The 13,284-nt window shown below is 41.5% G+C and carries 13 protein-coding genes; 3 read left to right on the top strand and 10 right to left on the bottom strand.

The annotated features are described in order from the left end of the window. Window position 1: 1 nt before the first annotated feature. Window positions 2–1,015, bottom strand: coding sequence for a Gfo/Idh/MocA family oxidoreductase (locus FA047_RS10490; protein ID WP_136835984.1), 1,014 nt, complete (start codon window positions 1,013–1,015; stop codon window positions 2–4). Between the two features lie 58 nt (window positions 1,016–1,073). Between FA047_RS10490 and FA047_RS10485 the strand changes: the two genes are divergently transcribed. After that, a complete protein-coding gene (locus FA047_RS10485) occupies window positions 1,074–1,421 on the top strand; it encodes a hypothetical protein (protein ID WP_136835983.1) in 348 nt (115 codons plus the stop codon). A gap of 145 nt (window positions 1,422–1,566) precedes the next feature. Here FA047_RS10485 and FA047_RS10480 read toward each other — a convergent pair whose 3' ends face one another. The 7 genes from FA047_RS10480 to FA047_RS10450 form a co-directional block, all read right to left on the bottom strand. Beyond that, window positions 1,567–2,247: an OmpA family protein gene (locus tag FA047_RS10480; RefSeq protein WP_136835982.1), complete on the bottom strand. Its 681-nt coding sequence runs from the start codon at window positions 2,245–2,247 to the stop codon at window positions 1,567–1,569. 164 nt (window positions 2,248–2,411) lie between these two features. Further along, window positions 2,412–3,110: an ABC transporter ATP-binding protein gene (locus tag FA047_RS10475; RefSeq protein ID WP_136835981.1), complete on the bottom strand. Its 699-nt coding sequence runs from the start codon at window positions 3,108–3,110 to the stop codon at window positions 2,412–2,414. After that, on the bottom strand, window positions 3,107–4,585 hold the full coding sequence (locus FA047_RS10470) for a DUF5687 family protein (RefSeq protein ID WP_136835980.1): 1,479 nt from the start codon (window positions 4,583–4,585) through the stop codon (window positions 3,107–3,109). Before FA047_RS10470 ends, FA047_RS10475 begins: the two co-directional genes overlap by 4 nt. A gap of 1 nt (window position 4,586) precedes the next feature. Next, window positions 4,587–5,867, bottom strand: a complete 1,281-nt coding sequence (locus tag FA047_RS10465) for a replication-associated recombination protein A (protein ID WP_136835979.1) — start codon at window positions 5,865–5,867, stop codon at window positions 4,587–4,589. Window positions 5,868–5,894: 27 nt separating this feature from the next. Then, a complete protein-coding gene (locus tag FA047_RS10460) occupies window positions 5,895–7,118 on the bottom strand; it encodes a DEAD/DEAH box helicase (protein WP_205943281.1) in 1,224 nt (407 codons plus the stop codon). A 43-nt stretch (window positions 7,119–7,161) separates the two neighbouring features. Continuing rightward, window positions 7,162–7,905 carry a DUF4197 domain-containing protein gene (locus tag FA047_RS10455; protein ID WP_136835978.1) on the bottom strand — a complete coding sequence of 248 codons (744 nt, stop codon included), beginning with the start codon at window positions 7,903–7,905 and terminating at the stop codon, window positions 7,162–7,164. A 5-nt stretch (window positions 7,906–7,910) separates the two neighbouring features. Continuing rightward, entirely contained in the window at window positions 7,911–9,488 is a 1,578-nt protein-coding gene (locus FA047_RS10450; RefSeq protein WP_136835977.1) for a vWA domain-containing protein, read from the bottom strand. Window positions 9,489–9,623: 135 nt separating this feature from the next. On the opposite strand from FA047_RS10450, the gene FA047_RS10445 reads away from it, so the two are divergent. Both FA047_RS10445 and FA047_RS10440 read left to right on the top strand, forming a co-directional pair. Next, a complete protein-coding gene (locus FA047_RS10445; protein WP_136835976.1) occupies window positions 9,624–10,202 on the top strand; it encodes an RNA polymerase sigma factor in 579 nt (192 codons plus the stop codon). Beyond that, window positions 10,195–11,559, top strand: coding sequence for an energy transducer TonB family protein (locus FA047_RS10440; RefSeq protein WP_136835975.1), 1,365 nt, complete (start codon window positions 10,195–10,197; stop codon window positions 11,557–11,559). Before FA047_RS10445 ends, FA047_RS10440 begins: the two co-directional genes overlap by 8 nt. Here FA047_RS10440 and FA047_RS10435 read toward each other — a convergent pair. Both FA047_RS10435 and FA047_RS10430 read right to left on the bottom strand, forming a co-directional pair. Next, entirely contained in the window at window positions 11,556–12,566 is a 1,011-nt protein-coding gene (locus tag FA047_RS10435; protein WP_136835974.1) for an inorganic phosphate transporter, read from the bottom strand. The genes FA047_RS10440 and FA047_RS10435 overlap by 4 nt on opposite strands. A 12-nt stretch (window positions 12,567–12,578) precedes the next feature. Next, complete coding sequence (locus FA047_RS10430) at window positions 12,579–13,220, bottom strand: DUF47 domain-containing protein (RefSeq protein WP_136835973.1); 642 nt, start codon at window positions 13,218–13,220, stop codon at window positions 12,579–12,581. Window positions 13,221–13,284: the final 64 nt, after the last annotated feature.

The raw sequence follows: 13,284 nt of genomic DNA, 5'->3' as shown, positions 1-13,284 counted from the left end.
GTTAAGCCTCAAGTATTTCAAGTTGTGTAAGGATTTGCTCTTCAGTTATAGGGTATGGGATATCATTGGTCAGTGACTGATAGACAGCCTCAAACAAACCCATATAGTTTCCATGTTCAGACTCTACCAGACTTAGGTGAGGCGTTCCCTGCTCATCCATAATGGTCAGGTGTCCCTTGTCTTCCGGGGCTTCTATCCCCAATGCAGGATTACTCAACTTCATGCCTGCCAGCAATTGTCCTTCCTGTACATCCGAACGGCCTTTTACAAAGGAGCCTGCAGACCCATGCAGCACAAAAGCTTTCTGAGGATCGGCAATTAGCAGACCAGAGGTTAGAAAGACATTTAGGTCATTAGGATAAGAAAGGTGGATCATGAAATAATCATCCACTTTGGTGTTTTCTCTATGCTTGCCCAATACTTTATAGAACGATGTTGGTTTGCCAAAAAGACTGATAGCCTGATCGAGCAAATGAGGACCAAGGTCGTACATTAAGCCGCTTGCAGGCTGAGGTTCTTCCTTGAAAATTTTAGGGCCTATGGCCTTTCTGTAGCGGTCATAACGGTAATGGACTTCAACAAGCCTGCCCAGTTTGCCGCTTTCCACTACTTTTTGAATAGAGGTGCAATCACTATCCCACCTGCGGTTGTGGTAAATAAAAATCTGTTTTCCTACACTTTTAGCAAGTTCAAACAGCTCTTTCGCTTCGGCAGACGTAGGAGTAAAGGGTTTTTCTATCAGCACATGCTTTCCGGCCAGTAGACTACGGCGGGTATAATCTGCATGCGTAAAGTTAGGCGTATTTACAATCACCAGTTCAATCTCCGGATCGGCAATGAGGGCTTCAAAAGTATCGTAGCTTTTCACTCCGGGATATGCTGCTGCAGCACTTTTCTGATTGCGTTCCAGGACTGCATGAAACTTAAATCCTGGGTGGGCATCTATAAATGGTGCATGAAATACTTTGCCGGACATTCCGAAGGCTAATAAGCCAGTTACAATTGCTTTTTCCATAGGCCTAAAATTAGCGTTTTTATCACAAAGCTCCAGCACTAAATTGTATCTTTGCAGCATGAAGCCTGCAGAAATACATGTAAAATGGAAAGAGTTGCAAAATAAAATAGCACAAGAGTTTGATTCAGATATTCCCGATCTTAAGGTAGTGCTGTTTTTAATCGGCGTTCAGGAGTTGGGCAAAGGGCCGGGTAAATACAGTAAGCGCCAGAAAGAGGAGCTGATGCATATCGCAACTTGTCGCTTATTGAGTGAAATGGGCTTTTATGAATTAGAAGGACTTGACCAGGATGGCTGGCCGCATTGGAAACTGGTAAAGGCTGTGCCTTCCTATGCCATGATGGAGCAAGAGTTATTGTTGAAATCTCTGGCTGTACAATATTTTGAAGACATTTACAAAGATTAGATATTTATGATTTTAGAATTGCGAATTAAGATTGGCAATTAGCAGTTTGACAAATCGTAAATCTAAGATCATACATCGTAAATCAAAAAACCCGAAGTACATCAGTACAACGGGTTTTTACTTTTACATAGGTAGATGTAATATTTTATTTGCCTTGTTGCTTAGCTTCGTTCTTCAATGCATCATTCGCAACGATAACCACTTCAACACGACGGTTAGCAGCTCTTCCATCTTCAGTTGCATTGTCAGCAATTGGCTCAGAGAAACCTTTACCTAAAGTGATTAGACGAGACGAAGGAACACCTTGAGAAACTGCATATGCTTTAACGGCAGCAGCTCTTCTTTCAGAAAGACTCATATTGTAAGATTCAGTTCCTTTGTTATCAGTATGGCCAATTACTTTAATGTCAGTACCAGGATATTGATTTAATGAACCTGCGAGTGATTTTACATTTGATTTAGCTGTAGCTGTTAAATCTGATTTATCAAATCCGAATAAGATGCCGCTATCAAATTTTACAATGATACCTTCACCTTCACGGATTACTTCAGCATTAGGGATTGCATTTTGAATCTCAGCCGCCTGCTTATCCATTCTTTTTCCGATGAAACCACCTGCAGTACCACCAACAGCAGCACCTATTATAGCACCAACTGCAGTATTACCTGCTTTTTTACCTATAATAGCGCCAATTACACCGCCAGTTGCCGCACCGATACCTGCTCCTTTTTGTGTTTTAGTTAAACTATCGCAACCTTGAAATGCCATTGCACCAAGTGATAATGCGATACTGAATGTTGCTATTTTAAATTTTGAAGTAATCATAACGTAATTATTTGTTTTGTTTTCACGATAACTCAAACCTAGTGCCAGTTTTATTGTTTGGCCGTTTTTTTATTCTGCTGCGTTATAATTTTGCTGTCTGATGTATTGAAATAAGTCTTTTAACACTTAACGTATCGTGATTGTGACCATAATTTAGTACAGCGCTATACTGAAAAATAAGCTTCCAGTTCTTTTAAGGTATTTTCATTGGTCTGGAAATCTTTGATGATCAGCCCTTTTTCTAAGAGAATAATTCTGTCACAAACATCAGTTACATGATTTAGATCATGGCTCGAAATTAATGTGGTCATTTTATCGCCGGTCTTTAGTAATTTAATCAATGACTTTAACCGAATTTGAGTCGTTGGGTCAAGATTTGCAAAGGGCTCATCCAGTACCAATAGCTCGGGATTCTGCATCAACGCTGCGGCTATGCCTATTTTATTTTGATTCCCTTTTGAGAAGTCCCTGATGTATTTTCCTTTACCGAGTATTTCTCCATTGAAAAACTCTTCATAGCTTTTCAGGTAATCCAGTACATGCGCCTCACTTAAATTATGGAGACTGCCGATGAAGAAGAAATATTCCTCAGAGGTTAAGTAATCTATTAAAAAGCCTTCGTCAAGGTAAGATGCCGTATAGTTTTTCCATTGGTCGCTTGCGGCAACATTTTCTCCTTTGGAAATGATTTGCCCTTCATCCGGACGGATGAGGTCAAGTAACATTCTAAAGAGCGTTGTTTTGCCAGCTCCATTGTTGCCAACTAGTCCGATCGTTTCTCCTTCATTGATCTGAAGTTCATTTATGTTGACAACGGTTCTTGAACCATAAGTCTTTTTCAGGTTAGAAATTTCTAAAATCATGGTGTTTGTCTGAAGCCTTCGGCAATTTTGTATTTTCTTTTATTAAACTCTCTCAATATAAATTCTATCCAATAGCTGCGTGTTAGCAGGCCTGTCAGTCCAAAAAAACCAAGGCAGATCAGTCCGTAGTAGGGTTTGCCTGCAGAAGCAAAGGGCTGGTAGAAAAGATAAGGTAATGCAAAGTAAGGGATCATGAGTACAAACTGGCTTGCGCTAACTCCCTGGTAATTGAATGTAGAGCCTTTGCTCAGGTCTATCGCTTTATAATTTCGTGTAGCAAAATAGAGAATGACCACAGTACCTAAGCCAATATTGTAAAGGTATGCAGCGAATTGTACCGCCAGGATTTTCCAGCTCAGGAATCCGTAAAAAGTTATGATGCAGGTAGTGATCGTAGACATAATCGTAAACAGTAGGAACTTTGCTTTTATGAAGTTTCTAAAGTTGGTCTTGTTGGCCAGAAGTCCATCAAAATAAGAACCCTGCCAGCCAAACATAAACTGTCCATATATGGTAACAGCGCTTCCCGTCATAAATGTGGCAGCAAAAATAACCATACCTAAAGCGTCTTTTTTCAGCACATCTTCCTTATAGAATAAAAAGCCATAAAAAATAAACAGCAGACTCATCATCAATGCACTTCTCGTTCTTTTATGTCTTAAAATTAATTTTAACTCCAGGGCTACCAGGGTTCCGGCTTCTCCAAAGTGGTTTAGTAAGGGGTAGTCGGTGCTAGTTTTTTTCTCTTCGGAAGATCCGAGTTCTTCGGTATACAGGTTTTTGCGCAGGTATTTTGCATTCACGATAAACATCAGGATGGCAATACCTGTAAAACCCAGCGCCACAACAGGCTGCTTGCTGATTGTTCCAAAAACTGCATTAGAAACTGCTTTGATAGAAAATATTTTATAATACTCTAATGCGGCGAGCAATGAAATTGCCACAATAGTCACGATCACATATTTGGTGCTGGCAAGTGTAAGTCGCTTCACATAAAGCGCAGTGTAATTGTTGAATACAATCAATGAAAGGATAGAAACGCAAAACATCAATGAAGCATATGCCCCATGAACATCTGAAATGTAAGTGCAGCAAAAAGGAATAAAGAGGAATAGCGGGAGTATATTAAATGCATTGAAAAGTGCCCTGGCATTTAAAAAATTAACTATTTTCCTTTTTGGGATGCGTAGATGCAGGTATGGAACGATACTCATTGTCGGTAGTTCCTGCAATTGTAACCTCATGATGAAATCTATGGCGAAATAATAGATAATGATACCATTGAATATCACACCTACATCTTTACCAGGGCTATACTTCCCGATGAAGAATTCCAGGAGAAAGCCCAGAATTATAGCCAGCGTTAGCAGGTAAAGTGTAAAAAAGCCAATGAGTATATTTGCAGCGATGGTGCCCCCTTTGCTCTTGGAGCGCCAGAAGCCTTTCCATTGGTGGCTTAAAAAAGTTGTGAGCATATTAGTAATTGTATTTGTTTTTCCAGTTCTGTTTTAGCTTTTCTCTCAGCTTTTCTTCCGCCGGATTCTTGCCCGGATCATATAATTTAGTGCCACTGAGCTTTTCGGGAAAGTACTCCTGTGCGGAGAAATTTCCTTCATAACCATGAGCATACTGATAGTCTTTTCCATACCCAATATTCTTCATAAGTTTGGTGGGCGCGTTTCTTATATGTAATGGGACTGGCAAATTGCCGGTTTGTTTCACTAAAGCCTGTGCTTTATTTATTGCATCGTAGGACGCATTACTTTTAGCAGAGGAAGCTAGATAGGTAACCGCCTGGGAAAGGATGATCCTGGATTCGGGGAACCCGATTACATTTACAGCCTGAAAACAATTGTTGGCTAATAACAAAGCATTGGGATTGGCATTGCCGATATCTTCTGACGCGAGAATGAGGAGCCTGCGCGCGATGAATAAAGGATCTTCTCCTCCTTCTATCATCCTGGCAAGCCAATACACTGCTGCATTTGGATCGCTGCCACGAATGGATTTGATAAAAGCCGAGATGATGTCGTAGTGCTGCTCCCCCGCCTTATCATAAAGCGCGAGATTTTGCTGCGCGTGAGCGAGCACATTTTCATTGGTCAGGACGACTTTATTCCATCCAATTCCATTGATCGCAATTTCCAGTACATTCAGCAATTTTCTGGCATCTCCACCAGATAATCTGATCAAGGCCTCGTGCTCTTTAATGGTGATGTCCTTTTCCTTCAGCACCACATCCTGTTTTATGGCAGTTTTCAGTAAGCCGGAAAGCTCAGTTTCATCCAGTGCTTTCAGTATGTATACCTGGCAGCGGGAAAGCAAAGCGGAGATGACTTCAAAGGATGGGTTTTCCGTTGTTGCGCCAATCAAAGTCACCAGTCCCCGTTCCACTGCTCCAAGTAAACTGTCTTGTTGTGATTTACTAAAGCGATGGATCTCATCAATAAATAGTATAGGTAGGCCCAGCAGACTATCTTTTAGCAATGCAGCTTTGTCTATTACTTCACGAATATCTTTAACACCAGAGTTGATCGCGCTCAGGTTGAAAAAGGGACGGTCCAGTGTTTTCGATATGATAGAGGCAAGTGTTGTTTTCCCCACACCCGGAGGCCCCCAAAAGATCATCGATGGAAGTTGTCCACTTTGAATAGCTTTTCGGAGTACGGCATCAGGCCCTACAATGTGTTTTTGCCCAACATATTCATCCAGGCTTTGCGGCCGCATACGTTCAGCTAAGGGAGGTAGGTTTTGCATATTAGTAAAGATACAAAACCCAAAGTATTATGCCTTCTTTTTAAAGAATTTGCGTTTAGGATTGCTTGATGGCCTATGTGAAGCGCTTCCTGAAGCTGGTTTGTGTTCTGTAGAAACCGGGATGTTTGCCAGATGTTCAGGAACTGCTATTCTCGGAATCTCTTTTTCAATCAGTTTCTCTATGCTGGCCAGTTTACGCTTGTCCCTGCTGTTGACCAAAGTGATCGCCGTGCCTTTGGTAGCCGCACGTGCGGTACGTCCGATTCGGTGTACATAATCTTCTGCATCATGTGGTACGTCAAAATTAATAACCAGGTCAATCCCTTCCACATCGATACCCCGACTTAAGACATCAGTGCCGATAATGATCGGCAGTTGCCTGTTTTTAAACTTCAGTAAAATCTCTTCTCTCTCTTTTTGTCCCAGATCAGAGTGAAATGATTCGGCTTTCAGTCCCAAATTTCGGAATACTTTGCCCAGATTCTTCACCTTCTCTTTAGTTGAGGCAAAAACAATGATGCTTTTATAGTCGCCGGATTTTAAGATCTCAGTAAGTAAGGGTACTTTCTGTTCATCATAAGCCATATATACCTGCTGAGAAATTCCCTCAGCCGGTTTTGAGATTGCAATGTTGATCTGCTCAGGATGTTTTAAAAGGTTCCCTGCCAGTTTTCTGATCTTTGGCGGCATCGTTGCGGAGAACATTACCGTTTGTCTTTCTTTTGGTAGATAACTTACGATGCGCATGATGTCATCATAGAAACCCATATCCAGCATACGGTCGGCTTCATCCAACACAAGGTGTTGCAACTGGTCCAGTTTAAGTACTCCCGAAGAAAGGTGTGATATTAATCTGCCAGGGGTAGCGATGATGATGTCTACACCTTCACGCATTGAACGTTTCTGTTGTTCATAAGCTATGCCATCACCTCCACCATACACAGTTAGCGAACTGATGTTGGTAAAATAGGAGAGTGCTTCAACCTGAAGATCAATTTGCTGTGCTAGTTCCCTTGTCGGGGCCAGGATCAATGTATTGTTATGTCGCTCCTCTGTTCCAGCAATCATGTTCATGATAGGCAGGAGATAGGCTCCGGTTTTTCCTGTCCCTGTTTGCGCACAGGCGATTAAATCTTTTTTATCTAAGATAAGCGGAATCGCATCTTGCTGAATCGGCGTGGCATTGCGAAATCCCATTGCCATAAGACCCTCATATAAATCAGGGTTGAAATTAAAATCTTTAAAATCCAATCTTCTATTAAGTTGTTAGTTTTACCGGATAAAAGTAACCTTTTTATTTGGTTTTATTCTTATCGGCATAACCGAACACTTTTTGCAGCAATGAAGTTGAGCGTGCACCAATATTTTCCCTGATTTTCAGCTCTTCCTGGGCTACCTGGATAAACATTCCATCAATCGCTTTTTGGGCAACATAAGCCGATAAATCTGTGGAAACCGGTTTTACCAAAGGGATTTTATTGTATTGGTTTGCCGCATCACCCCAGTATTTGGTAGCGCCTACTTTGCTCAAGCTGGCAGTGATTACTGGTTTAAATTTTTCCATTAGCTGCGCAGTAGTAACTCTTTTAAAGTAATTGGTAGCAGCATCTTTTTGTCCAAGGAGGATGTTTGTCGCATCAGCAATGGTCATCTGCTTAATTGCTGATATGAAGATCGGCTTGGCCTCTTTTGCCGCATCCTCAGCAGCACGGTTTAAGCTGGTGATTACGTTGTCGGCCAATGAACCCAAACCGATGGTACGCAAAGTTTTCTCTACTTTTTGGGCCTCCGGAGGGAATAAGATTTTTACAGCCATATTTCCCAAAAAGCCATCTTTTGCAGAAAGCAGATCTGCGCCCCTTGAAGTTCCAATTTCCAATGCCTGTTTTATACCCAACCCTATTTCTGAGGTAGTTGGATTACCACCAGTAGGAATTTGTTTGAGGATACTTCCCAGCTGTGCCTGACTTTGTACATCACAGCTATTGAACAACAGTCCGCTAAGCAGGGCCAGGGAAAGGAGTTTGATTTGTTTCATGGTCTTCATTTATCAGTCGAAGATAACAATTCTCCTGCCACGTTTGAGTCCAGCCCTGCATATTTCCTAATGAGCCTGTTTAGCAATGCATTAAGTTGTTCTACCTGGTAGCTTCCCGTTGTGGGTTTGAGGTGGGAATTCCCTATTCCGCTGTCATCAGTGAGGAAAACATATGTGCCATTTGTACCCATCGCCATTAAGCGCATGAGGAATTCCGTGTTTTTATCAATCCCGCTTGCCACTACAGGGATCATTGTAATTCCTTTAGCCGCGGCTTCTTTAACAGAACGCTGAATGCTTTTTACTCTTGCCTGATCATGGTGTGGAGGGGCATCAAGGATCATAAACATGAGCTTGGCTGCAGGGCCCTGTGTTGTCCATTGTTGCTGATAAATTGCACTTTCCATGGCTTCTTCCACTGCCTCCTCAAAATCACCACCACCAGAAGCATATTGCTTGGACAAGTTGTTTTTGACATTCATCAGGTTGGCGTCAAATCCAAAATCACGTACCACATATTCGTCGCCTTTGTCTCGATAAAATACCAGCCCTGTCCTCGTTTTGATCGGACTAGCATTGTTTAGGTGCCCGATGATGTCTTCCAGCTCGGACTTCAAATAATCTATTTCATCACCCATTGACCCGGTTGCATCTACCATAAATAAGACATCAAGATTTTTGATGCTTTCTGCCTGACGGTTTAAAGTTATATCCAGCTTTCGCACATTCTTTGCAAAGTCTTTTTTATACAGTTCCTTGCCATCTGCAGCATTAACCACGATTGTCAACCCCTCTTTTTCATTGTTGAATAATGATGGCCAAAGCTCTGCCTTTCCTTCAAAATTACTCTGTGCTTTCCAGAGTGGCGTTCCGTTGCGCAATGCCGTAACCGAATAATTAATCAGTGGTTGCTGGTTTTTACTTTTCAGGGTTACACTTACCCTGTTGGCCGTATAAAATGCCCAGTGAGATCGTTTGGCCGACCAGTCCTGATTGTTCATCAAATCTTTCCAGAAGTCCCAGTTTTTAAGGTCATTCCATTCGCCTGCGGTAAGCAGATTCGACTGAGGCTTTTCCTTTCCCGGATGCCTGTCTTCGATCTTAAGCGCTTCTGCACCTGGCTTGTCAAAGGTTTTGATGGAGGTGGGTCTTTCTCCTTTGCGAGGGGATAAACCGGCTACTTTTCCTGTAAGCATAGAGGTTGCGTCTGCAGCACTTCCAACACTAATCGATTTGGATTTTGAAATGTATCCAGCTACAACTACTTCGTTGAGATCTGCCTTATCTGCGGCGAGGGAAACATTGATCTCTTTGCTGTTGTTTATTTCTATGATAGCTGGGGCATATCCAATAAATGCAAACCTTAAAGTCTTTTCTTTTTCATCTATGTTTATGGAATATCTTCCGTCCGCACCAGTACTGGTTTTTACTTTTCCACCTGAGGTACTTACGGTAACCCCCGGTATAGGATTGCCGTTGTCTTTATTTTTCACGGTTCCTGTAATGGTTTTTAGTACAGTACTGTCGGGCTTAAAAGCTGCAAGCAGCAAAATAATAATGGTCGGAAGCAATAACTTTTTCATGGCTTTTCTCTTTTACTCATGATGTATGCTTTAAAGAAATTCCATACTGGTCTCGAAAAATATTTTTATACTTGATAAAACGATTGTAAGTTTACAGCTTACAACAGATCTACTTATCGTTATAATTGATCCCTTTTGAAGTTTATAAAGAACAACGCCCGAATACAGGAGCAGGATGATGCTGCTCTGATTGCCAGCTATAAAGCCAATGGCAATCTTGAGGTATTGGGTACGCTTTATAACAAATACATGCACCTGGTTTTTGGTGTTTGCCTCAATTATTTGAAAGATGAGGAGCAAAGTAAAGATGCAGTGATGCAAATCTTCGAGGAACTCGTACTCAAACTAAAGATTCATGAAGTGCAGAATTTTAAAAGTTGGCTGCATGTACTCGCCCGGAACCATTGTTTAATGGCTTTGCGCAAGCAATCAAAGAATACAACCGTTTCATTAGAAGATACTTTTGTGGAAAACACAGAATTTGTGCATCTTGATATCGATGATACAAAAGAGACGAAGCTTACCATTATGGAAAAGTGCATGGAAACACTTCCTGAGGAGCAACGCGTGAGTGTGGATTTGTTCTACCTGCAGGAGAAATGTTATAAGGAAGTAGCAAACATTACAGGCTTCGATATGCCTAAAGTAAAAAGCTATATCCAGAATGGGAAAAGGAACTTGAAAATTTGTATAGAAAAGAATAGTGGTGAATAAGGATTGGTTAGATATCGCAATTTTGGAAGATTACCTTGATGGTAAGCTTGATGCCAAAACCATGCATCGGGTAGAGCGTGAAGCGCTTGAAGATCCCTTTGTGGCTGAAGCACTGGCGGGTTTAAGCGAATCGCCTAAGCGCTCATTAAACTCTATTTCTTTACTTCAAAAACAATTGCAGGAACGGATCGCTGAACAGCATGTCATAAAAAAACGTTCTGTAATAACCTGGCAACGCTTAAGTATTGCGGCTACGGCGGCAGTAATGTTTATCGCTGTGAGTGTTGTTTTCTGGATGAAGGAAGATAACAGGCGTAAACAAATGGCCGCATTACCTAAGAAAGTAGATGTAACCATTGCCCAGAAAAAGACTGAAGCTCCCGTGCAGACGGCAGCAGCAGATAAAGCTCCGGTTGCTATCGAAGAGGCGATAAAATCGATTAAGAAAGAGTCATATGCCAGCTTAAAAGCTAAAAAGAAGTCAGTAGCAGATCCTGTTCAGGCAGAAAACCCGGTGCTGAATGAAGCAGTTGTCATGGCCGCTCCTGCGGCTGAGGCAAAACAAGCTACAGCAGCCACTCCATTGATGCTTAGAGGTGTTAGCACTATGAATTTTGTAAGAAAAAATGCGTTCAGCGGAACGGTAGTGGAGCAGAATAACGGAAAGCCAATACCAGGAGTTAGCGTCAGCGTGGCAGGAACCAGTCTTAATGCGGTAACTGATGCTTACGGTAAATTCACCATCAATTCAGATACTTTACTTAAGGGTAACGTTATTGCCAATTATATCGGGTATAAGCCTGCAGAGGCAAAGCTGAATGCCAATCAACCTATAAATCTTTCTCTGGTAGCTGACAACAACTCACTGAATGAGGTGGTTGTAGCGGGATATGTACCAAAGGCTAAATCGCTCAACGCAGGGAGTGCTGAAAACATAATATCAGGAAAAGACATTAAGGCTGTGCCTGCAGAAAACGTTGTGAGTCTGTTGCAGGGGAAAGTAGCGGGACTTAATATTCAGAATAACACAGACGTTCCCACCTCAAAAAACAATATCATGATCAGGGGCATAAGCACAGGTTCTCCGGCCTATAGTCTTTCAGAACCTGAAGGCGGATGGGAAAAATTCACTGCCTACCTCAAAAAAAATAACCGATTCCGCAATGAAGCGAAAATCGGTCAGACTGTTATTCTTACATTTACTGTGAGTAAGAAAGGCAAACCTGAAAATATAAAAATACTTAAAGGTATTGCCGAAAAATATGATCAGGAAGCCATAAGGCTGATTCTAAAAGGACCAAAATGGGCTCAGCCCACAGCTAACGACCTACAACTTATGGCTGCTGTTGACTTTTAAAAGAAAAGGTGTATAATGCTGTAAACAAGTGCAGCTAAGGTAGCAGAAACCGGAATGGTTAATACCCATGCCCAAAGTAAGCTTACCGTAACACCCCAGCGCACAGCAGATACCCTTTTTAATAAACCAACACCTACAATCGAACCCGTAATGGTATGTGTTGTAGATACCGGGATACCAAAATGTTCTGTGATACCTAAGGTTACTGCGCCTGCTGTTTCAGCAGCCACACCTTCAAAAGCATTTACTTTAGTGATTTTAGAACCCATTGTTTTTACAATCTTCCATCCGCCACTCATTGTTCCCAGCGCAATCGCTGCGTAACATGAAATCGGGATCCATTCGGGCATTGCATCTCCGGTTTTTAGTACGTTTGCGGCCACCATGGCAACATAGATAATACCCATTACTTTTTGGGCATCGTTACCACCATGAGTAAAGCTAAGTGCAGCTGAAGAAATCAACTGAAGTCTTTTGAACCACTTTTCTGCAACAGATGGCCTTGCGTTTTTGGAGATGTGTAAAATGATAATCGAAATAACTACCGAAATGACCATCCCGATCACCGGGGCAAGGACAATAAAAGCCACAACTTTTAAAATAGGGGCAAGGTTGATTGCTGACATAGCACTGGCGCCAACTGTTACCGCCTTGGCCATACCTGCACCAGCAAAACCGCCAATTAAAGTATGTGATGAACTTGAAGGGATGCCAAACCACCAGGTAAAAAGGTTCCAGGTAATTGCGGCTATCAATCCTGAAAGGATCACTTCAAGCGTAATGAAATTTTCAACGACAGTTTTAGCAATTGTATTGGCTACTTTGTGGTCAGTGAAATAAAAATAAGCAGCGAAGTTAAATACTGCCGCCCATAATACCGCCTGAAATGGCGATAGTACTTTGGTTGATACGATTGTCGCAATCGAGTTTGCCGCATCGTGAAAGCCGTTTATATAGTCGAAGGCAATAGCCATGACAATTACAACGACCAATAAGGTAGTTACCATTTTTTAAAGGTTTTAAGCGTTCTTTACCAAAATAGATTCCAACACATTCGCTGCGTCCTCACATTTATCCGTAGCCAACTCTAAAGTTTGCAGTACTTCTTTTTGTTTGATCAGTTCAATTGCATTGGTCTCAAATTCGAACAAACGGGCAATTGCAAGATTACAAACATAATCTGCCTGATTTTCTCCGCTATTGATCCTGACACAGGCATCAGCTATTACACGGATATTTTTGAAACTTCTTAACTCTTTGATTGCTTTTTCCAAATCGGTACACATTTCCACCAGCAACTCTGCAAGTTTGATCATTGCATCACCAATATTCGATACGTTATACAGTTCTATGTTGCTTGCTGAAGCATGGATGTAATCTGCGATGTCATCTACAGCACTGGCAAGTGCATGAATATCTTCCCTGTCAAAAGGAGTGATAAAATTTTTGCTCAGCTCCAGGAATATTGAATGGGTAATGTCATCGCCAACGTGCTCAAGACGTTCAACTTCTTTGATATATTCCTTACGTTTTTCCAGATCAGTAGCGCTTAATGCAAGTAGCAAAGCCTCAGAAATTTTCAATACATTACTTCCTGCCTGTTCAAACAAAGGCTGAAATTTTTTGTCTCTTGGGGTAAAGAACTTAAAAATACTATTCATCTTTTCTATATAATATGGTACAAAAGTATGAGTGTAATGTTAAGTTAGTGTTAAGTGTTAAGTT

This window comes from Pedobacter frigoris, from assembly GCF_005116445.1.
Classification (GTDB): domain Bacteria; phylum Bacteroidota; class Bacteroidia; order Sphingobacteriales; family Sphingobacteriaceae; genus Pedobacter; species Pedobacter frigoris.
This window is presented reverse-complemented; position numbering and strand designations above follow the sequence as displayed.

Excerpts from the sequence above, each read along its gene's own strand:
- FA047_RS10490 (WP_136835984.1), bottom strand. The coding sequence starts at position 1,015 with ATGGAAAAAGCAATTGTAACTGGCTTATTAGCCTTCGGAATGTCCGGC.
- FA047_RS10485 (WP_136835983.1), top strand. The coding sequence starts at position 1,074 with ATGAAGCCTGCAGAAATACATGTAAAATGGAAAGAGTTGCAAAATAAA.
- FA047_RS10480 (WP_136835982.1), bottom strand. The coding sequence starts at position 2,247 with ATGATTACTTCAAAATTTAAAATAGCAACATTCAGTATCGCATTATCA.
- FA047_RS10475 (WP_136835981.1), bottom strand. The coding sequence starts at position 3,110 with ATGATTTTAGAAATTTCTAACCTGAAAAAGACTTATGGTTCAAGAACC.
- FA047_RS10470 (WP_136835980.1), bottom strand. The coding sequence starts at position 4,585 with ATGCTCACAACTTTTTTAAGCCACCAATGGAAAGGCTTCTGGCGCTCC.
- FA047_RS10465 (WP_136835979.1), bottom strand. The coding sequence starts at position 5,867 with ATGCAAAACCTACCTCCCTTAGCTGAACGTATGCGGCCGCAAAGCCTG.
- FA047_RS10455 (WP_136835978.1), bottom strand. The coding sequence starts at position 7,905 with ATGAAACAAATCAAACTCCTTTCCCTGGCCCTGCTTAGCGGACTGTTG.
- FA047_RS10450 (WP_136835977.1), bottom strand. The coding sequence starts at position 9,488 with ATGAAAAAGTTATTGCTTCCGACCATTATTATTTTGCTGCTTGCAGCT.
- FA047_RS10435 (WP_136835974.1), bottom strand. The coding sequence starts at position 12,566 with ATGGTAACTACCTTATTGGTCGTTGTAATTGTCATGGCTATTGCCTTC.
- FA047_RS10430 (WP_136835973.1), bottom strand. The coding sequence starts at position 13,220 with ATGAATAGTATTTTTAAGTTCTTTACCCCAAGAGACAAAAAATTTCAG.